This is a genomic window from Sporosarcina sp. HYO08 (assembly GCF_001563475.1).
Taxonomy (GTDB): Bacteria; Bacillota; Bacilli; order Bacillales_A; family Planococcaceae; genus Sporosarcina.
Genome location: NZ_LPUT01000028.1, coordinates 270812 through 290582 on the forward strand (window position 1 = coordinate 270812; position 19771 = coordinate 290582).

Below are 19771 nucleotides of genomic sequence, written 5' to 3' on the forward strand. Positions count from 1 at the left end.
TATGGACATTATTTGACAAGTTGACTACAATAGTGAGGGTAGTAAGTAAAAGTTACACAAGTTTGATAGGGGGATGTAAGATGAATATCCATGAATATCAAGGTAAGCAGCTCCTAAGACAATATGGAGTAGCTGTTTCAAACGGTACGGTCGCATTCTCACCTGATGAGGCAGTAAAAGCGGCTAAAGAACTCGGCACAGAAGTGATTGTTGTAAAGGCACAAATTCATGCAGGTGGACGCGGAAAAGCGGGCGGGGTTAAGATTGCTAAAAATCTTGACGAAGTACGTACATATGCTAAAGAGTTACTAGGCAAAACACTCATTACGCATCAAACTGGACCAGAAGGAAAAGAAGTGAAGCGTCTTCTGATCGAAGAAGGTTCCGATATAAAGAAAGAATACTATTTGGGCCTTGTGCTTGACCGTGCAACTGACCGTGTTACGTTAATGGGTTCTGAAGAGGGCGGCATGGACATCGAGGAAGTTGCGGAAGAAACACCGGAAAAAATCTTCAAAGAAGTGATTGACCCAGTTGTTGGCTTGACAGGATTCCAAGCGCGCCGCATGGCTTTTAACATGAACATTCCAAATCATCTTGTTAACAAAGCGGCTAAATTCATGCTTGGACTTTACCAAGTATTTGTAGACAAAGATGCTTCCATCGTTGAGATTAATCCACTAGTTGTAACAGGCGATGATGATGTTCTTGCATTGGATGCAAAATTCAACTTCGACGAAAATGCGCTATACCGTCACAAGGACATTCAAGAGCTTCGCGACTTTGACGAAGAAGATCCAAAGGAAATTGAAGCGTCAAAATATGATCTAAGCTATATTTCCCTCGACGGCAACATCGGCTGCATGGTAAATGGAGCAGGTCTAGCGATGGCTACGATGGATACAATCAACTATTACGGCGGCTCGCCTGCAAACTTCTTGGATGTTGGTGGCGGTGCAACTGCTGAGAAAGTTACGGAAGCATTCAAAATCATTTTATCTGACGAGGCTGTTAAAGGGATCTTCGTTAACATTTTCGGCGGCATTATGAAATGTGACGTAATCGCAGAAGGTGTGATTGCTGCTGCGAAAGAAGTCGGCCTTCAAGTACCACTTGTTGTACGTCTAGAAGGTACAAATGTGGACAAAGGAAAAGCTTTATTAAATGAATCTGGACTGAATATCACTGCTGCCGATTCAATGGCAGACGGTGCACAAAAAATTGTTGAACTCGTAGGCTAAGAAAGGCAGGGATAAACAATGAGTATTTATATTAATAAAGATACAAAAGTAATCGTACAAGGTATTACAGGTGCAACAGCACTTTTCCATACAAAAGAAATGTTAGAATACGGTACGAAAATTGTCGGTGGTGTTACGCCAGGTAAAGGTGGAACAGAGGCTGCTGGCGTACCTGTTTTCAATACTGTTGAAGAGGCAGTAAAAGCTACTGGTGCTAATGTCTCCGTTATCTACGTACCCGCTCCGTTTGCTGCGGATGCGATTATGGAAGCGGTCGACGCTGAACTTGATATGACAATCTGTATTACAGAGCATATTCCGGTTCTTGATATGGTAAAAGTTAAACGTTATATGGAAGGCAAGAAAACACGTCTTGTTGGACCAAACTGCCCGGGTGTTATTACTTCTGATGAGTGTAAAATCGGCATTATGCCTGGATACATTCATACAAAAGGCCATGTAGGTGTTGTATCACGTTCCGGAACATTAACATACGAAGCAGTACACCAACTTTCTCAAGCTGGCATCGGTCAAACGACAGCTGTTGGGATCGGTGGAGACCCTGTTAATGGGACAAACTTTATTGACGTCCTAAAAGAATTCAATGAAGACCCAGAAACGTACGCAGTTGTCATGATTGGTGAAATCGGTGGTACAGCAGAAGAAGAAGCTGCCGAGTGGATCAAAGAAAACATGACAAAGCCTGTTGTCGGCTTTATCGGCGGACAAACAGCACCTGAAGGAAAACGTATGGGCCACGCGGGTGCCATCATTTCAGGCGGTAAAGGAACTGCGGCAGAAAAGATTAAGGCACTTAACGCTGCTGGTATCGAAGTTGCTGACACGCCATCCGTTATCGGTGAAACATTAATTAAAGTCATCAAAGAAGAAGGTCTATACGAAAAGTGTAAAACACACTAAGAAAATAGAGATGCGGCGGTCTTTCCGTCGCGTCCTTTTTACTATATCTAAAAAAAGGAGCAATTTATGGAGCTGACAGAATTTGAGAAAAGACTATTAGCATTACACTATGTGTATCCCGTTCCTTTGAGCCGACTAAGAAAGCTTTTTGAGAAAGACCCGGAACTCGAAAGGCTACCGACGTTACCAACAACACAAATATCGGAATTATTAGCGATTCCTTATACGAAAGCACTGTTGTTGAAAAGTAACTTACATCAACATTTTGAGATCCCCTATGATCGGCTTTATGCACAAAAAGAGATCATCCCCATTCCGTTTTCCCATTCCCATTATCCAGTTCAACTGCGAACACTTGTCGATCCACCTGCAGTTCTTTATGTAAAAGGAGATTGTACACTTTTAACGAATCCATATAAAATAGCTGTCATTGGCTCTCGGCAAGCAACAAGTTATTCCAAACAAGCATTGTCTTTGATCATTCCGCCCCTTGTACAACATCAGATTGTAATTGTGTCGGGGCTTGCAAAAGGAGCCGACACAATGGCACATGAGGTTGCCTTGCACTATGGGGGCAAGACAATCGCAGTGTTAGGTCATGGATTATTTCATCTATATCCTAAACAAAATAAGCGTTTAGCGGATGAAATTGGCAGAAATCACCTATTAGTGACTGAATATCCTCCCTATATGCAAGCGGCAAAATGGACTTTTCCAATGCGTAATCGGATCATCAGCGGCTTGTCGGATGCTGTCGTTATTACAGAGTCTGCCGAAAAAAGCGGAACGATGAGTACAGTTGAGCATGCGCTCGATCATGGAAAAGATATTTTCGCAGTGCCGGGCTCTATTTTATCGCCGCTTTCAATAGGGCCCAATAAACTGATTAACGAAGGCGCAGAGCCGATTTGGAATGGTTATCAAATCATTGAAAGTCTTTCATTTTCTCATTGAAGGAATGTCATCTCGTACTTTAAAGGTTGCAATATAATGAAATCTGTTATACATTTTGCAACAGATATTCTTTTGAGTTCGTGCTCAAAAAAGAGGACTATGAAAATTGTTAAAGTGAAATGAAAAAAGCGATCAAAGTCAATCCTCTTTCACTGGAATAAATATTGAACCTCTATGAGGAGGCAAATAAACTATGGCAGATTACTTAGTAATAGTGGAGTCCCCTGCAAAGGCTAAAACAATTGAGCGTTATTTGGGGAAAAAATATAAAGTTCGCGCTTCCCTTGGGCATTTGCGGGATCTACCGCGCAGTCAGATGGGTGTCGATACTGAAAATAATTACGAACCAAAGTACATTACCATTCGAGGGAAAGGTCCCATTTTACAAGAGCTGAAAAAGGACGCCAAAAAGTCCAAAAAAATCTTTCTCGCGGCTGACCCCGACAGAGAAGGGGAAGCGATTGCATGGCATTTAGCGCATCAGCTTGGGGTCGATATTGATTCCAAGTGCCGCGTCGTGTTTAACGAAATTACAAAAGATGCGATTAAAGATTCATTTAAAAATCCACGTCCAATTGATATGGATTTAGTGGACGCACAGCAGGCACGAAGAATATTGGATCGGTTAGTCGGTTACAATATTAGTCCGATTTTATGGAAGAAGGTTAAGAAAGGACTGTCAGCTGGACGTGTGCAGTCTGTTGCGTTGCGTCTCATTATTGACCGTGAAAATGAAATTAAAAACTTCGTTCCCGAAGAATACTGGAGTATTGAAAGTTTATTTGAAAAAGGTAAGAAAAATTTTGAAGCTGTTTTTTATGGAAATGCCAAGAAAAAAATAAAGCTAGAAAACAAAGAACAAGTTGAGGGAATCCTCAGTCAGATCGAGGGCGATGAATTTGAAGTTGTGAAAGTAGTGAAGAAGGAACGGAAACGGAATCCAGCTCTTCCCTTTACGACGTCATCGCTACAACAAGAGGCTGCACGTAAACTTAACTTTAGGGCGAAAAAGACGATGATGCTTGCCCAGCAACTGTATGAAGGTATTAACTTAGGAAAAGAAGGAAGCGTTGGTCTCATTACGTATATGAGAACAGATTCTACGAGAATTTCCGATACGGCGAAAGAGGAAGCGCAGTCATATATCGAAAGTTTCTATGGAAAAGACTATTTATCGACTTCCAAGGGTGTTAAAAAAGAATCGGCGAATACCCAGGATGCACACGAAGCGGTTCGTCCGACGTCTGTCATGCGTTCGCCTTCATCTCTAAGGGAAATTTTGTCACGTGATCAGCTGCGCCTTTATAAACTTATTTGGGAGCGGTTCGTTGCCAGTCAAATGGCACCGGCTATTCTTGACACAGTTTCGGTAGATTTGCTAAATAATGATGTTCGTTTCAGGGCAAATGGATCACAAGTTAAGTTTCAAGGCTTCATGAAAGTTTATATTGAAGGTACTGATGATAAAGAGGAAGAAAAGGATCGAATTCTTCCACCGCTTGAGGAAGGCGAACGTGTGAAATACAGTAACATTAATCCGAAACAGCACTTTACACAACCGCCTCCGCGTTATTCAGAAGCGCGTTTAGTGCGAACGCTAGAAGAACTTGGCATTGGTCGACCGTCAACCTTTGCCCCAACTTTGGATACGATTCAAAGGCGTGGATATGTTACGTTAGATGCGAAAAGATTCATCCCGACAGAACTAGGAGAAATTGTCCATCAAGCTGTTAATCAATATTTTCCAGATATTATTGACGTTGAGTTTACAGCCCAAATGGAAAAGGAACTGGACAGTGTGGAACATGGTTCGATCAAATGGGTTGAAGTCATCGATGAGTTTTACCGTGATTTTGAAAAACATGTCCAAGTAGCAGATGCAGAGATGGAAAAAATTGAAATAAAAGATGAACCCGCCGGCGAAGATTGTGATAAATGTGGATCGCCCATGGTATTTAAAATGGGACGATACGGAAAGTTTATGGCCTGTTCCAATTTCCCGGATTGCCGAAATACAAAAGCGATTATTAAACCAATCGGCGTCACTTGTCCGTCCTGTAAAGAAGGGCAAGTCGTTGAACGTAAAAGCAAAACAAAACGGATTTTTTACGGCTGTGACAGATATCCAGAATGTGAATACGTCTCATGGGATAAGCCTGTCGCAAGACCATGTCCGAAATGCGAAAGTACATTAGTCGAGAAAAAACTCAAAAAAGGCATTCAAATCCAATGTACAGAATGTGATTATAAAGAAGACCCACAACAATAGAAAAGCGGAAGGCGGCGCTTAGATGCGGCAGACATAAGGCGAAGATGCGGGGTGGCGGTTTTTGCCACAGAGCAGCTTTGACTTATGACCAGAGCATCTGGCGCCTGAAGCTGGACAATAGAAAAGCGTAGGGCGCCTGCCTAGATGCGACAGGCGTTGGAAGACTGCCTTAAGGATGTCGGCCTAAGTTCGCCGCGTCCTGCGGCAACGGCTGACTGACTCGCATCCTGCGAGCCTCCGAGCATCTGCCGCCTGGAGTTAGACATCATAATCCGCCTAATCAGCAGAAACAACGAGAGGAAGAAGGTGATGACAGGATGACACCTGTCGTAAACGTAATAGGTGCAGGACTCGCAGGAAGCGAGGCTGCATGGCAAATTGCACAAAGAGGCGTGAAAGTCCGCTTATACGAAATGAGACCCGTCAAACAAACGCCAGCCCACCATACGGATAAGTTTGCAGAACTAGTGTGCAGTAATTCACTCCGTGCAAATAATTTAACAAATGCAGTTGGTATCATTAAAGAAGAGATGAGACGGTTCGACTCTTTAATTATCACATCGGCAGACGCATGTTCAGTTCCCGCTGGGGGTGCCTTGGCGGTAGATCGCCATGAATTTGCCGGCAACGTCACTGAACAAATTCGCAATCACCCGCTCATCGAAGTAGTCAATGAGGAAGTTGTTGAGCTTCCAGAAGGGATTACCATTATTGCTACGGGTCCATTGACATCCCCGGCATTGGCCGAAAAAGTTCGCCAAATGACGGGGGAAGAATATTTATATTTCTACGATGCAGCAGCGCCAATTATTGAAAAAGATTCCATTGACATGAATAAGGTGTTTTTGAAATCCCGCTACGATAAAGGTGAAGCCGCTTACTTAAATTGTCCAATGGATGAAGCGGAATTTGAAAAATTTTATAAAGCACTTGTTGAAGCAGAAGTCGCACCGTTGAAGGAATTTGAAAAAGAAATTTACTTTGAGGGTTGCATGCCAATTGAAGTATTGGCACAACGCGGCGAAAAAACTTTATTATTCGGAGCCTTAAAGCCTGTTGGTTTAGAACATCCGGAGACAGGAAAAAGGTATAAAGCGGTTATCCAGCTTAGACAAGATGATGCGGCTGGAACATTATATAATATTGTAGGATTTCAAACGCATATGAAATGGGGCGCGCAAAAAGAAGTGTTAAGCCTGATCCCTGGTCTTGAAAATGCTGAAATTGTCCGATATGGCGTAATGCACCGAAATACTTTTATTAACTCGCCTCGGGTTCTCCAGGCAACTTATCAACTAGCTGCCAATCCGAATGTCTTTTTTGCCGGTCAAATGACTGGAGTGGAAGGATATGTTGAATCGGCTGGATCCGGCTTGATTGCAGGGATTAACGCAGCGAATGTAGCGCTTGGCAAAGAACCGATCGTATTTCCAAGTGAAACAGCATTAGGAAGCTTGGCAAGATATATTACGGAAGCGGATCCTGAAAACTTCCAACCGATGAATATTAACTTTGGCCTGTTTCCAGATTTAGGGGAGCGCATCAAGTCAAAAGTTGAACGTGCTGAAAAGCATGCGGAACGTGCACTTAATGCTTTAAATGATTTTAAGGTCGAAATTTCACAATAAGATGAAAAAAATCTGCAACTAATCGTTGCAGATTTTTTCATGTCTTTTCATAAAGCAAGAACGACTTGATAAAGGTTCAATGTGAATTTTTGAACAAACTATGACAAATCCAATTGTTAAGCGTGGGAGGTCTGACTTCCCGACCTTTCAAAGTTGCCGTATCGTTTCCTTTTGTTGTATAGTGAATCGTGGACGACTTTTGAATTACCAAATTAGTCTTCCAATTCGGGAAAATTGGTTTTAATTGCAGATGATCGGCAATGTTAAGTATAGGCATACGATGCATATGCGGGAATAACGCTTCATTGTTGGAGGTGAAGTGGAATGTCTACGATATCTACTATTCGTGATGAATATCTCTCTTACATTCGTTTAGAAAAAAACTTTTCATCCTATACGGTTTCGGAATATGAAAAAGATATTGATGAATTTTTGTTATTTCTTAAGGCGGAAGGGATAAATAATCTAAATGAGGTTACTTATCCTACAGCTAGATTGTATGTAACAAGGCTCTATGATCGTGATCTTTCAAGGTCAACAATTTCAAGAAAAATATCATCTATTCGATCTTTCTTTAAATTTGCTAATTCACGTTTTAGTATAGGGGACAGCGCATTTCGTTCCTTACATCATCCAAAGCAGGAAGAGCGTCTTCCGGATTTTTTTTACAAGGAAGAACTGGAGCAGCTTTTTTTATCAATAGGTACGGATAAGAAGGGGCTGCGAGATCGTGCAATACTCGAACTTCTTTACGCAACGGGCATTCGCGTTAGTGAGTTGACCGGACTTAAATTGCAGGATATTGATGATTCACATGGCATTGTACTGGTCATGGGGAAAGGACGGAAAGAACGCTATGTTCCTTATGGTAGTTTTGCGCAGGAAGCGTTAGATGCTTATCGCTCGCAAAGTAGGCCTTTGCTTATGAAAGGACAAGAACATGATAGACTTTTTGTGAATTTACGTGGGAATCCACTAACAGATCGCGGCGTTCGCCATATATTAAATAAGATGATAGAAGCTGCGTCTCTTCATACAAAAATATATCCACATATGATCCGTCACTCTTTCGCAACTCATTTATTGGCAAATGGTGCGGATCTGAGATCAGTCCAAGAACTGCTTGGGCACAGCCATCTGTCTTCTACACAGGTATATACACATATCACGAAGGAACATTTGCGAAAGACGTATATGAATACCCACCCAAGGGCTTAGGAGGATGAATCGATGGAGATACATGCGACAACGATTTTCGCGATACGCCATAAAGGATCTTGTGCCATGTCAGGTGATGGTCAAGTGACAGTTGGGAATACAGTCGTTATGAAGCATACTGCAAGAAAGGTTCGTAAAATATTCGGCGGTAAAGTATTGGCGGGCTTCGCAGGCTCTGTTGCGGACGCCTTTACATTATTTGAATTGTTTGAAGGCAAGCTGACTGAATACAACGGAAACTTGCAGCGTGCGGCTGTAGAGATGGCGCGAGAATGGCGTGGGGATCGGATGCTTAGGAAACTTGAAGCGATGTTGCTCGTCATGGATAGTGAACAATTATTGCTTGTATCCGGAACGGGAGAGGTCATTGAACCAGATGATGGGATTTTAGCAATTGGTTCTGGTGGTCATTATGCGCTTGCTGCTGGCCGTGCCTTGAAGAAATATAGTGGCGAAACGCTCACAGCCAAAGAAATCGCGCAAGCAGCTCTTGAAACAGCTGCAGAAATTTGTGTTTACACAAACGATCGGATTATTGTGGAGGGACTCGAATGACAAAAAGACAGGAACTTACACCAAAGGAATTGACCGCTCACTTAGACCGTTATATTGTCGGTCAAGAAGAGGCAAAGCGTGCTGTTGCTGTAGCGATCCGAAATAGGTATAGAAGAAGTCTATTGTCTGATGAAGAGAAAAGCGAGATTATTCCAAAGAATATTATGATGATTGGGCCGACCGGAGTTGGAAAAACAGAAATTGCTAGAAGAATTGCCAAACTAGTAAATGCACCCTTTACAAAGGTAGAGGCAACAAAGTTCACCGAGGTTGGCTATGTCGGGCGCGATGTAGAATCGATGATCCGTGATCTGACTGAAGCCGGTGTACGTATTGTACGGGATGAAAAAAGAGAAGCTGTCAAAGACCAGGCGGCAAAACTTGCGGAAGAACGTTTAATCGAATTATTGGTCCCTGATAAAAAGAAGAAAAATACGATGCAAAATCCTTTTGAAATGCTCTTTGGCCAAAAGAGTGAGCCGGAAGATCGAAACCACGAGGAAGAATCTGAAGTTAGACGAAAACGCTCAGACGTTGCAGCGAAGCTAAAGGCAGGATTAATGGAAGAAGAAATGGTCGTTGTAGAAGTATCTGCGCAACAGCCTTCCCTTTATGATGCACTGCAAGGCTCGGGGATGGAACAAATGGGTGCGAATATGCAAGATGCTTTTGCCTCTTTCATGCCGAGAAAAACTGCAAAAAGAAAACTGAGCGTAAAAGATGCGCGAAAAGTATTAGAAGCGGAAGAAGCGGATAAGCTAATCGATGAGGATGAAATTGCAAGGCAAGCAGTGGAACTGACAGAACAGTCGGGCATGATTTTTATCGATGAGATTGATAAAATTGCAAGCCGCAATGGCGGGAGTTCATCCATTGACGTTTCTAGGGAAGGCGTGCAGCGCGATATTTTGCCAATTGTGGAAGGGTCGACTGTTTCGACGAAGTATGGACCTGTTAAAACGGATTTTATTTTATTTATTGCTGCGGGTGCATTTCATATGGCAAAGCCTTCTGACATCATTCCAGAATTGCAAGGCCGCTTTCCAATTCGAGTCGAGCTTGGAAAATTGTCGAAAAGTGACTTTATACGAATCTTAAAGGAACCTGATTTCTCTTTAATTCGACAATATGAGAAACTTCTGGCAACTGAAAATGTCACTGTTGAATTTACAGATGATGCCATTAGCAGAATTGCTGAGATTGCTTACGATGTGAATGATGAAACCGAAAATATTGGGGCAAGACGCCTTCATACGATCATGGAGAAGTTGCTTGAGGACTTGTCTTATGAAGCAGCCGATATTGGTCCGTCAACAATTAAGATAACGCCGAATTATGTCGATGAAAAACTAAAAAACATCGCGAAAAACAAAGATTTGTCACATTTTGTCCTTTAATGACATTAAACGACAGCATTTTACTTTATTTAACGATTAAAAACCTTTAGAATATTCATTATACAGTTGTTTTAAATATAGGGAGGAACAATCGAAATGACATTATTGAAAAAAACACGCGAAATAAATGCAATGTTGCAAGAATCAGCAGGGAAACCAGTAAACTTTAAAGAAATGGCTGAAAAACTAAGCTCTGTAATTGAATGTAACGCTTTTATCGTGAGCAGAAAAGGGAAATTACTCGGACTAGAAATTCATCATCAAATTGAGAATGAGCGTATGAAGAAAATGTTCGAAGAACGTAAATTCCCACTTGAGTATACAAACAAACTTTTTGAGATTAACGAAACATCATCAAATATCGATATTTCAAGTGAATACACAGTATTCCCTGAAGAGGATCCAGAACTGTTTAAAGAAGGTTTAACGACAATTGTCCCAATTATTGGCGGCGGTGATCGTCTTGGGACACTTGTTTTGGCAAGACTCAAAGAAGAATTTGAAGAAGAAGATTTAATTCTTGCGGAATATGGCGCTACTGTTGTTGGTATGGAAATTCTACGTGAAAAAGCTGATGAAATTGAAGTGGAAGCGCGCAGTAAGGCGGTAGTTCAAATGGCTATCAATTCACTATCATATAGTGAGCACGAAGCGATTGAGCACATCTTTAAAGAGCTTGATGGAAATGAAGGCTTGCTTGTTGCTTCCAAAATTGCGGATCGCGTAGGGATTACTCGTTCAGTAATTGTTAACGCACTTCGTAAACTTGAAAGTGCCGGCGTTATTGAATCTCGTTCACTTGGTATGAAAGGTACGTATATTAAAGTATTGAATGCGAAGTTCTTACCAGAGCTTGAAAAACAAAAATCTTAACTTGGACTATTGCACTTCTTCCACTTTGGAAGAGGTGTTTTTTTATGATTTCATTGATACAGGAAATAGGTCTCTTGAAAAAATGTCGATATAGATCTAAAGTTCCGTTGAATTGTTGTTTTTTATTTAGAAAAGCGACTTTAACTTATAAAAAGAGCGATTTTGACAAAGAAAAAATTCGATTTTATGACATAGACAAAATTCGAGTATTTTCGATACAATAATAACATAGTATAGTTGTTTCATAGAGAAAATATAAATATGGAATTGAAATGAAAGTTCGGAGTGATAACGATGAATATTTACGGAAATACTATCAATGTCCTTGAACAGGGACTACACTATGCTGCAACAAAATCTAAAACTATATCCCAAAATATTGCAAATGTCGACACGCCAAATTATAAAGCGAAAAGTACTAACTTTAACGAAGTATTACGCTCCGCCCAAACTTCTTCTATTCAGACGTACCGCACCCACGAAAAACATATCCCATTCAAAACGCAGTCGTTTGCTTCGGGGGTATTTACTTATTCGAATTTCCAGTCAAGATCGAATGGAAACGGTGTTGACATGGATAAAGAGCAAGCCGATCTAGCTACCAATCAAATCTACTATCATGCATTAGTCGATCGCATCAATGGAAAATTTAATACACTACAAAATGTACTGAAAGGAGGCAGCAGATGACCATTTTTCACAGTTTAAATACATCAGCATCTGCCTTGGCAGCTCAGCGCATGCGAATGGATGTTATTTCATCAAATATGGCGAATATTGATACGACACGTGGGAAATATATTAACGGCGAATGGCAACCCTATCGCCGTAAAATGGTGTCACTTCAACCGCGAGAAGGGCAATTCTCGTCACTGCTCCATTCAGCGCTTGGAAAAGATCGAGGAGATGCAGGTCGAGGAGTGTCGGTGTCACGGATCCATGAAGATCACGAGACGCCTTTTAAGATTGTCTACGATCCAGCACATCCTGATGCGAACGATGAAGGGTATGTATCCATGCCGAATGTAGACCCGCTAAGGGAAATGATCGGTTTGATGTCAGCAACCCGATCGTATGAGGCGAACGTTACCGTATTAAATGCGAACAAAGCAATGTTAATGAAAGCACTTGAAATTGGAAAATAATTGTAAGGGAAGATCATAAATGGCTATTCAATCCGTTTTTCAAAGCCACTCAGCTGTAAACCTTTCACCAATCGTTAGTAAAAAGAGTGACAGTTCATTCGAAGCCGGGCAAAACTTTGGTCAAATGTTTAAGCAGGCACTCAATGAAGTGAACGAGAAGCAGCAACACTCAGATTTGTTGACTGAGAAACTTGCACTAGGGAAAAATGTAGACCTGCACGAGGTGATGATTGCTGCTCAAAAAGCATCCATCGCACTAAATGCAACGATGGAGATACGAAATAAGGTTGTAGAGGCCTATCAAGAAATTAGTAGAATGCCAATTTAACTTGATTCGGCAGAAGTTTCCGCTTCCATAAATGGCGGGATGAATGCTGGAATGTTTTTAAATCGGGGGATTCAAACTCCCTGCCGACTCAAGTTAAAAGCCTCCGGCGGATGTGTTGAAAGTGGAAAGCGCCGTCAAGCCTCGACAGGCGTTGGAGGGCTTGTCACAAAAGGTGTGCACTTTGCACCTTTTTGGCAAGACTGAAACGACCCGAGAGGCTGGCGCTTGCAACTAGATGTCAGGGATTTTGAAAGGAGTTAATTGCGCTTGCGCAATTCAAAATCCCGACGCAATTACGCCGAGGCGTAATTGATTAAGAAGTATGAATTGACCGGGGGATTACAATGAATGAAAGACTGACGAAACTCAAAAGTGACAGTCAAGCATTTTGGGTGAGTCGAACACGGAAGCAAAAAATTACATATATAGGTTCAACCGCGGTCATTATATTATTTGCAGCCTTGTTAACGTATTTTTTGTCGCGAACGGAATTTGTGCCGCTTTATACAGATGTGTCGCAAGCTGAAATTGGACGAATCAAAGAGCAGCTGGACAGCCAAGGTGTCCCCAATCAAATTGCTCCAGGGGGGACTTCCATTCTTGTGCCCCGTGAGCAAGTTGATGATTTGCTCGTTTCGCTCGCTTCAGAAGGTTTTCCGCATTCTGGACTCATCGACTACTCGTTTTTTTCGGAAAATGCCGGTTTTGGAACAACTGATAATGAATTTCAAATGCTTAAACTTGCGACGATGCAAACTGAGCTCGCAAATTTAATTAAAGGAATTGATGGTGTTAAAGATGCAAAGGTTATGATCACATTACCGACTGGTGGTGTCTTTATAACCGATCAGAAGGAACAGGCAAGTGCAGCGATTATGTTGAAAACGAATCCTGGGCACCAGTTCACTGAAGCGCAAATTAATGCACTCTATCATTTGGTTTCAAAAAGCTTACCGAATTTATCGACGGATGACATTATCATTATGAACCAATACTCCGAGTATTACGACTTGAAAGCAACAACGAGTGGGAATGGACCAAGCATTGCGGACCAAATGACTGTTAAGAAGACGATTGAAAGAGACTTGCAACGGCAAGTACAAATGATGCTTGGAACGATGATGGGCCAAGATAAGGTCGTCGTTTCTGTAACGACGGATATTGACTTTAAGCTTGAGAATCGGGAAGAATCTCTCGTTCAACCAGTTGACGAAGAAAGTATGGAAGGCATTGCGCTTAGTGTGCAGCGTTTAACCGAAACGTTCACTGGAAATGGAGCCGTGGCCGGAGGGATACCTGAAGCGGAAGATGTAACCGATAATCATTCAAGCTATGTGGATGGGACGTTTTCAAACGGCGATTATGAACGAATTGAAGAAACAGTCAATAACGAAGTGAATCGGATCCGTAAAGAGATCGTCGAAAGTCCTTATAAGATTCGGGATATCGGCATCCAAGTAATGGTCGATTCTCCCGCAGAAAATACGAATCTCTCTGCCCAAGATGTCCAAAGAAACGTTGAAAGAATACTTGCGACGATTATCCGTACGTCTATTGACAAAGAAGCAGCAGGCGAATTATCTGATACCGAATTAGAAAGTAAAATAGTCGTTGTCGTTCAACCATTTAGTGGAAACTCATTTGACTTTGATGCTGCCGCTCCGAAAGTTCCTTGGTGGATCTATGCAGTGGGAGCCGCTCTACTTCTATTAATCGGCACACTTGTGTTCCTGTTACTGAAAAAGAAACGTCAGCCGGAAGAAGTAGAAGAACCAGTTGTCTCTACTGTCACGCCAGTGGCGGAAATAGATGATATTCATACTGAAAATGAAACTGAGGGAAGTTTACGTAAAAAGCAATTAGAGAAGTTAGCAAAGGAAAAGCCAGAGGAGTTTGCCAAGCTGCTGCGTTCTTGGATTTCTGATGATTGACGGAGGGATGAGAAATTGGTGAGAAGAGAAAAAGAAATAACCGGAAAACAAAAAGCAGCGCTTCTTCTTATATCTCTTGGTCCGGATGTATCCGCATCCGTTTATAAGCATCTTAGTGAAGAGGAAATTGAACGCTTAACGCTTGAGATTTCGAGTGTTAAAAAAGTTGAATCTGCACTAAAGGAAGAAGTTATTGAGGAATTTCATAATATCGCATTGGCTCAAGATTATATTTCCCAAGGCGGCATTGGATACGCTAAAACTGTATTAGAAAAAGCGCTTGGGAAAGAGCATGCCCAATCGATTATTAATCGGCTAACTTCTTCTCTGCAAGTACGTCCTTTTGACTTTGCAAGAAGGGCTGATCCAGCTCAGCTATTAAATTTCATACAAAACGAGCATCCGCAGACGATCGCCCTCATCTTATCCTATTTAGATCCCGAGCAAGCGGGGATCATTCTGTCCTCCTTGCCGCAAGAAAAACAAGCGGATATTGCGAGACGTATTGCTGTAATGGATTCAACGTCTCCAGATGTTATTAGCGAGATTGAAGCAGTTCTTGAAAGAAAGCTGTCTTCTACAGTGGCGCAGGACTTTTCGGACACAGGTGGTGTAGATGCGGTTGTAGATGTGCTAAATGGAGTGGACCGCGCAACTGAGAAAACGATTTTAGATGCGCTTGAAATTCAAGATCCCGAGCTGGCAGAGGAAATTCGGAAACGCATGTTTGTATTTGAGGATATCGTGACACTGGATAATCTTTCTATTCAACGGATTATCCGCGAGTGCGAAAATGATGACTTAATGTTGTCGATGAAAGTGTCAAGCGAAGAAGTAAAGGATATATTATTCCGTAATATGTCCCAGCGCATGGCAGAAACATTTAAAGAAGAGCTTGAATTTATGGGACCGGTTCGCTTACGTGATGTTGAAGAAGCGCAAAGCCGGATTGTTAGTACGATTCGCAGATTAGAAGATGCGGGAGAAATTATCATCGCCCGCGGTGGGGGAGATGACATAGTTGTCTAATGTATTTCGCTCGGAAAATACGATTCCGCAACAAGGAAATAAAAAAATTGCTATACGCAATCTTTTCTCGCCGCAAGATCTTCCCGAAGAAAAAATATCAATGACGGTTATTTATGAGGAACGCGATCGGTTATTACAAGAAGCAAAAATTGCAATTGAACAAGAACAAGCTGAACTTGAGCAAATGCGGCATATCGCAACAGAAGATGTTCGGGCCTTACGAGATGCATGGCAACAGGAAAAAGCGACACTCGAGCGGCAAGCTTATGAAGAAGGATTTCAAATTGGCTATGAGGAAGGCCGCGGTAAAATAATGGCTGATTTGGCCGAGACCATACAACGCGTAAATGATGCAACAAATACATCGAATCATAATGCCGAAGCCTATTTAGAAAGTCAAGAGCGCGTCATCCTCGATCTTGCCATTCGGTCGGCAGAGCGAATTATTGGGCAATCGCTAAAGCAGGAGGAGGCGACTTACTTATCGATTGTAAAGCAGGCGTTAAAAGAAGCAAGGGAAATGAAAGAAATTAAACTATACGTTTCACTTGATTATTTTGAGCTTGTTTCTAAAAATCGTTCGGAACTTGCTGCCATTTTTCCGCCGGATATTCCGTTTCTCATTTTTGCAAACGACGATTTTGAGTCAACACAATGTTATATCGAAACGAATCATGGCCGAATTGTGGTTAGTATCGATGAACAGTTAAATGAATTGCGGGAAAAACTTGTGGAGATTTTGGAGAGTGGGGATTCGAGGTGAAGAAAGCAGCGGAATTGGCGGCAGTCATTCCTACGTTAAAAACGTATAAAAAGTATGGCCGCGTTGTTCGAGTTGTCGGTTTGATGATTGAATCGCAAGGTCCGGAATGTTCGATAGGAGATGTTTGTCAAATTCATCTTCAATCGAACGGATCGGCACATACAAAGATTCAAGCAGAAGTTGTCGGCTTTCGGGAAGAAATTGTCATACTAATGCCTTATACGACACTTCGTACGATTTCAAGCGGTTGTTTAGTAGAAGGACTTGGTAAGCCGCTTGAAGTAAAGATCGGTTCAGCACTCATTGGAAAAGTTCTCGATGCGATGGGGAATCCAATCGATGACAGTCCGTTACCAAAGGGGTTAACGACAATCCAAACAGAGCAAGAACCACCTAATGCGTTAACAAGGCCGCCAATTGATGCAAAGCTGTCGGTTGGCGTGAAGGCGATTGACGGCATGCTGACAGTTGGGACCGGACAGCGGGTTGGAATCTTTGCCGGTTCAGGTGTTGGAAAAAGTACATTGCTTGGGATGATTGCAAGAAATACAACGGCCGATTTGAATGTCATTGCGTTAATCGGTGAGCGGGGTCGAGAAATTCGAGACTTTATCGAAAGGGACTTAGGTCCAGAAGGTTTGAGCCGAACAATCGTTGTTGCAGCAACTTCCGATCAACCAGCACTTATGCGTATTAAAGGCGCTTTCACCGCCACTGCGATCGCAGAATATTTTCGTGATAAAGGATTAAATGTCATGCTCATGATGGATTCCGTTACACGTGTGGCAATGGCACAGCGTGAAGTCGGGTTGGCGGTTGGGGAACCACCCGCTACACGAGGATATACCCCATCCGTGTTTTCAATTTTGCCAAGACTTTTGGAACGAACGGGCACTAGTGAAGCGGGAACCATTACTGCTTTTTATACGGTTCTCGTCGATGGAGATGATATGAACGAGCCGATTGCTGATGCGGTACGAGGTATATTGGATGGACATATCGTTCTTGACCGCACGTTGGCAAATAAGGGACAATATCCTGCTATCAACGTATTAAAAAGTGTAAGTCGATTAATGAATCATATTGCGGATAGCAGCCATGTAAAAGCAGCTGAGAGATTACGTGAATTGTATTATACATACGAAAAATCAGAGGACCTCATTCAGATCGGTGCTTACAAACGGGGGACTTCTCCTGAAATTGACGAAGCCATCGACTATGAACCTCATATTGTTCATTTTCTCAAACAAAGTTTCAATGAAAATGCGTCAATGGAAGCAACAATTGAAGAGTTGAAAGCACTAGCCTTAGGAAGTGAACGCCCATGAAAGCCTTCAAATATCGTTTTGAAAATGTCTTAAGCTTTCGAGAACAAGAAAAGAAAGAAATTGAAGTAGATTATAATGCAGCTGTTGATGAATTTAAAGCTGTGGCGACAGAATTATACGATTTATTAAAACGAAAAGAAGATGTATTACAGGAGCAGCAGGGAAAAATGGCGGTCGGCTTTTCGATGAATGAATTTCATTATTACGCGAAATTCATCAACAGTTTGGAGAAAAGAATTGACGAGCTTCAAAACCAAGTCATTCAAGCAAGGTCGAAAATGAATTGGTATGAAAATAAGTTATTAAACAAAACGCTTGAAGTGAAAAAGTTTGAAAAGATGAGAGAAAAGGATCGCGATCAGTATCGTACAGAAATGGAACAGGTTGAAGTGGTTCGTCTTGATGAGCTATCAACTGCAATGTTCCGAAGACATGGAATTGGGGGGTAATATGAGGAAACTATTCTGGTTTCTAAGTTCACTGCTTGTAATAGCTGCTATTTTATTCCTTCTTACGATATTTATGAATCCCTCATTAACCGAAAAAGCGAAAGAGTGGTCAGCAGCACTTCCATTTGTAAACAAAACAGCTGACATAGAGACAGACTATGTTGTGCTGGAAGAGCAAATAACTCATTTGAAAGTGGAAAAAGAGGAAAGAGAAGTAAAAATCCAAGAACTCCAGCAATCGCTCCAACAGTATAAAGAGAAAAATGAAGAATTGCTCATCGTGCAAGAGAAGTTGGAGAATGAGATTGCAGTACTCCAACGTGATCAGCAAAACACAAAGAAAAAATTTCAGGAAATAGTCATGACATTCGAACAAATGTCAGCAAAATCTGTAGCGCCAATCCTTTTAAAAATGGATGACGCAGAAGCGCTACGTATTTTAACCAGTTTAAAAGCGGAGCGGGTTGCAGCTATATTAGAGAAAATGCCCCCTGAGGATGGCGCGAAGTATACAACGCTAATGACAAAATAGTCGTAGTGTAAGAAAGGCGGCGAAAACAATCAACATTCAGTCACTGCAATTGCCAATAGGCTTGATGAACCGATCTACTCCTAGTGGGGGTGAGAGAATGGGCGTTGCCTCGGGAACTTTTGGTGCTGTTTTACAACAGATTACTAATAATCCATGTAATAGCTTCCCTGTTGAACATCAAGTGAATCCCGAAGCCCAGCAGTTCATCCAGTCTGTTCTTCAAGTGACGACCTTAGAACAATTAGCAGAAATTATTGGTGAACAGTCAGCTTTGGAAAATGATGCAATGGGAAGTGTTGAACAAAAGGACACGATCATCCCGCTATTGGAACAATTAGGGGTGGAATTGCCCCAAATCGATCGAATAGACTCCTCTTTGGGGTTGTTGATGGCAATTGACCAATTGGGACAGCCATTTTTCACGGCGTTGCTTGACTCCCTTGAAGGCAGGGGAGAATTCTCTGAAAAGCAGGTTGCGGCCATTATTGTGGAGCTGAAAATGATTGCACTTCACCTGGTGGAAATTGACGGCACTTGGGAACAACAACAAGCAGTGAATACACTTCAAGATCGCTTCAATGGATTAGAAAAACAACTTGACACGATTGGACGAACGAATGAAGGGGTAAGCCGGCCAATTCAACCTTATTATTTTGGGACAAACCTAGAATCAGTACAGGAAAAAGGTGCAATCCCCAAAAATGGACTGGCAGAAGAAGTGAAAAGTATCCCAATGCATACCGTTTCATCGTCTACCAGTGGGCAAATGGTGGATAGGGTAGAGACTGTACACCGTCAAGAAAACTTCATGCGTGATTTACAAATGATTTTCAAGCGGTCGAACTTTGGTCAAACAGGTGGCACGCAACGTTTGCTCATCAAATTGTATCCAGAGCAACTTGGACAAATAAGAATTGAGTTATTACAATCCAACGGCGTGCTAACCGCTCGTATCCTCACATCTACCACACTAGGAAAAGAATTGTTAGACAGTCAGCTTACTCAGTTAAGGAATGCTTTTGTTCAGCAAAGCTTACACGTGGAAAGGATTGACATTTCTCAATCGATCCAACAGCCATATAAAAGTGACCGAGACCAATCTTTTAATGAACATTTTGGAAGAGAACAGCAAGAAACAACTGATGAACAACAAAAAAGTGATAAAGAAGAACAATCATTCGAGGAGTATTTGTTGGAAGTGGAGGTGTGA

20 protein-coding genes are annotated in these 19771 nt (G+C 41.9%); all 20 read left to right on the top strand.

What is annotated here, in order from left to right:
• Nucleotides 1–80: 80 nt before the first annotated feature.
• Entirely contained in the window at nucleotides 81–1241 is a 1161-nt protein-coding gene (gene sucC / locus AU377_RS12715) for an ADP-forming succinate--CoA ligase subunit beta (protein ID WP_067408137.1), read from the top strand.
• Between the two features lie 18 nt (nucleotides 1242–1259).
• A complete protein-coding gene (gene sucD, locus AU377_RS12720) occupies nucleotides 1260–2162 on the top strand; it encodes a succinate--CoA ligase subunit alpha (protein WP_067408138.1) in 903 nt (300 codons plus the stop codon).
• Nucleotides 2163–2228: 66 nt separating this feature from the next.
• A complete protein-coding gene (gene dprA / locus AU377_RS12725) occupies nucleotides 2229–3116 on the top strand; it encodes a DNA-processing protein DprA (protein WP_067408139.1) in 888 nt (295 codons plus the stop codon).
• A gap of 193 nt (nucleotides 3117–3309) precedes the next feature.
• On the top strand, nucleotides 3310–5385 hold the full coding sequence (gene topA / locus AU377_RS12730; RefSeq protein ID WP_067408140.1) for a type I DNA topoisomerase: 2076 nt from the start codon (nucleotides 3310–3312) through the stop codon (nucleotides 5383–5385).
• A 317-nt stretch (nucleotides 5386–5702) separates the two neighbouring features.
• The gene (trmFO, locus tag AU377_RS12735; protein WP_067408141.1) at nucleotides 5703–7013 is read left to right on the top strand and encodes an FADH(2)-oxidizing methylenetetrahydrofolate--tRNA-(uracil(54)-C(5))-methyltransferase TrmFO; all 1311 of its coding nucleotides are present in this window, start codon (nucleotides 5703–5705) and stop codon (nucleotides 7011–7013) included.
• 324 nt (nucleotides 7014–7337) lie between these two features.
• The gene (xerC, locus tag AU377_RS12740; protein ID WP_067408142.1) at nucleotides 7338–8231 is read left to right on the top strand and encodes a tyrosine recombinase XerC; all 894 of its coding nucleotides are present in this window, start codon (nucleotides 7338–7340) and stop codon (nucleotides 8229–8231) included.
• Between the two features lie 12 nt (nucleotides 8232–8243).
• On the top strand, nucleotides 8244–8786 hold the full coding sequence (hslV, locus tag AU377_RS12745) for an ATP-dependent protease subunit HslV (RefSeq protein ID WP_067408143.1): 543 nt from the start codon (nucleotides 8244–8246) through the stop codon (nucleotides 8784–8786).
• Nucleotides 8783–10183, top strand: coding sequence for an ATP-dependent protease ATPase subunit HslU (hslU, locus tag AU377_RS12750; RefSeq protein ID WP_067408144.1), 1401 nt, complete (start codon nucleotides 8783–8785; stop codon nucleotides 10181–10183). The genes hslV and hslU overlap by 4 nt, the downstream gene beginning before the upstream one ends.
• A gap of 96 nt (nucleotides 10184–10279) precedes the next feature.
• On the top strand, nucleotides 10280–11056 hold the full coding sequence (gene codY, locus AU377_RS12755) for a GTP-sensing pleiotropic transcriptional regulator CodY (protein WP_067408145.1): 777 nt from the start codon (nucleotides 10280–10282) through the stop codon (nucleotides 11054–11056).
• Between the two features lie 294 nt (nucleotides 11057–11350).
• On the top strand, nucleotides 11351–11746 hold the full coding sequence (flgB, locus tag AU377_RS12760) for a flagellar basal body rod protein FlgB (protein WP_067408146.1): 396 nt from the start codon (nucleotides 11351–11353) through the stop codon (nucleotides 11744–11746).
• Entirely contained in the window at nucleotides 11743–12201 is a 459-nt protein-coding gene (gene flgC, locus AU377_RS12765) for a flagellar basal body rod protein FlgC (protein ID WP_067408147.1), read from the top strand. The genes flgB and flgC overlap by 4 nt, the downstream gene beginning before the upstream one ends.
• Before the next feature lie 19 nt (nucleotides 12202–12220).
• Entirely contained in the window at nucleotides 12221–12529 is a 309-nt protein-coding gene (gene fliE / locus AU377_RS12770; protein WP_067408148.1) for a flagellar hook-basal body complex protein FliE, read from the top strand.
• A 51-nt stretch (nucleotides 12530–12580) separates the two neighbouring features.
• Entirely contained in the window at nucleotides 12581–12733 is a 153-nt protein-coding gene (locus tag AU377_RS15565) for a hypothetical protein (protein ID WP_156450444.1), read from the top strand.
• A gap of 140 nt (nucleotides 12734–12873) precedes the next feature.
• Nucleotides 12874–14460 carry a flagellar basal-body MS-ring/collar protein FliF gene (fliF, locus tag AU377_RS12775; protein WP_067408149.1) on the top strand — a complete coding sequence of 529 codons (1587 nt, stop codon included), beginning with the start codon at nucleotides 12874–12876 and terminating at the stop codon, nucleotides 14458–14460.
• 15 nt (nucleotides 14461–14475) lie between these two features.
• The gene (gene fliG / locus AU377_RS12780; RefSeq protein ID WP_067408150.1) at nucleotides 14476–15489 is read left to right on the top strand and encodes a flagellar motor switch protein FliG; all 1014 of its coding nucleotides are present in this window, start codon (nucleotides 14476–14478) and stop codon (nucleotides 15487–15489) included.
• Nucleotides 15482–16252, top strand: a complete 771-nt coding sequence (gene fliH / locus AU377_RS12785; protein WP_067408151.1) for a flagellar assembly protein FliH — start codon at nucleotides 15482–15484, stop codon at nucleotides 16250–16252. The genes fliG and fliH overlap by 8 nt, the downstream gene beginning before the upstream one ends.
• Nucleotides 16249–17580, top strand: coding sequence for a flagellar protein export ATPase FliI (gene fliI / locus AU377_RS12790; RefSeq protein ID WP_067408152.1), 1332 nt, complete (start codon nucleotides 16249–16251; stop codon nucleotides 17578–17580). Before fliH ends, fliI begins: the two co-directional genes overlap by 4 nt.
• Nucleotides 17577–18029: a flagellar export protein FliJ gene (gene fliJ / locus AU377_RS12795; RefSeq protein ID WP_067408153.1), complete on the top strand. Its 453-nt coding sequence runs from the start codon at nucleotides 17577–17579 to the stop codon at nucleotides 18027–18029. The genes fliI and fliJ overlap by 4 nt, the downstream gene beginning before the upstream one ends.
• 1 nt (nucleotide 18030) lies before the next feature.
• On the top strand, nucleotides 18031–18561 hold the full coding sequence (locus AU377_RS12800) for a MotE family protein (protein ID WP_067408154.1): 531 nt from the start codon (nucleotides 18031–18033) through the stop codon (nucleotides 18559–18561).
• 97 nt (nucleotides 18562–18658) lie between these two features.
• Nucleotides 18659–19771, top strand: a complete 1113-nt coding sequence (locus AU377_RS12805) for a flagellar hook-length control protein FliK (protein ID WP_067408155.1) — start codon at nucleotides 18659–18661, stop codon at nucleotides 19769–19771.

Bases quoted from the DNA above. Each gene is read 5' to 3' on its own strand.
- topA (WP_067408140.1), top strand. From the start codon at position 3,310: ATGGCAGATTACTTAGTAATAGTGGAGTCCCCTGCAAAGGCTAAAACA.
- sucD (WP_067408138.1), top strand. From the start codon at position 1,260: ATGAGTATTTATATTAATAAAGATACAAAAGTAATCGTACAAGGTATT.
- xerC (WP_067408142.1), top strand. From the start codon at position 7,338: ATGTCTACGATATCTACTATTCGTGATGAATATCTCTCTTACATTCGT.
- hslU (WP_067408144.1), top strand. From the start codon at position 8,783: ATGACAAAAAGACAGGAACTTACACCAAAGGAATTGACCGCTCACTTA.
- fliF (WP_067408149.1), top strand. From the start codon at position 12,874: ATGAATGAAAGACTGACGAAACTCAAAAGTGACAGTCAAGCATTTTGG.
- fliJ (WP_067408153.1), top strand. From the start codon at position 17,577: ATGAAAGCCTTCAAATATCGTTTTGAAAATGTCTTAAGCTTTCGAGAA.
- flgB (WP_067408146.1), top strand. From the start codon at position 11,351: ATGAATATTTACGGAAATACTATCAATGTCCTTGAACAGGGACTACAC.
- fliE (WP_067408148.1), top strand. From the start codon at position 12,221: ATGGCTATTCAATCCGTTTTTCAAAGCCACTCAGCTGTAAACCTTTCA.
- AU377_RS12800 (WP_067408154.1), top strand. From the start codon at position 18,031: ATGAGGAAACTATTCTGGTTTCTAAGTTCACTGCTTGTAATAGCTGCT.
- codY (WP_067408145.1), top strand. From the start codon at position 10,280: ATGACATTATTGAAAAAAACACGCGAAATAAATGCAATGTTGCAAGAA.
- trmFO (WP_067408141.1), top strand. From the start codon at position 5,703: ATGACACCTGTCGTAAACGTAATAGGTGCAGGACTCGCAGGAAGCGAG.
- hslV (WP_067408143.1), top strand. From the start codon at position 8,244: ATGGAGATACATGCGACAACGATTTTCGCGATACGCCATAAAGGATCT.
- sucC (WP_067408137.1), top strand. From the start codon at position 81: ATGAATATCCATGAATATCAAGGTAAGCAGCTCCTAAGACAATATGGA.
- AU377_RS15565 (WP_156450444.1), top strand. From the start codon at position 12,581: ATGTTTTTAAATCGGGGGATTCAAACTCCCTGCCGACTCAAGTTAAAA.
- flgC (WP_067408147.1), top strand. From the start codon at position 11,743: ATGACCATTTTTCACAGTTTAAATACATCAGCATCTGCCTTGGCAGCT.
- AU377_RS12805 (WP_067408155.1), top strand. From the start codon at position 18,659: ATGGGCGTTGCCTCGGGAACTTTTGGTGCTGTTTTACAACAGATTACT.
- dprA (WP_067408139.1), top strand. From the start codon at position 2,229: ATGGAGCTGACAGAATTTGAGAAAAGACTATTAGCATTACACTATGTG.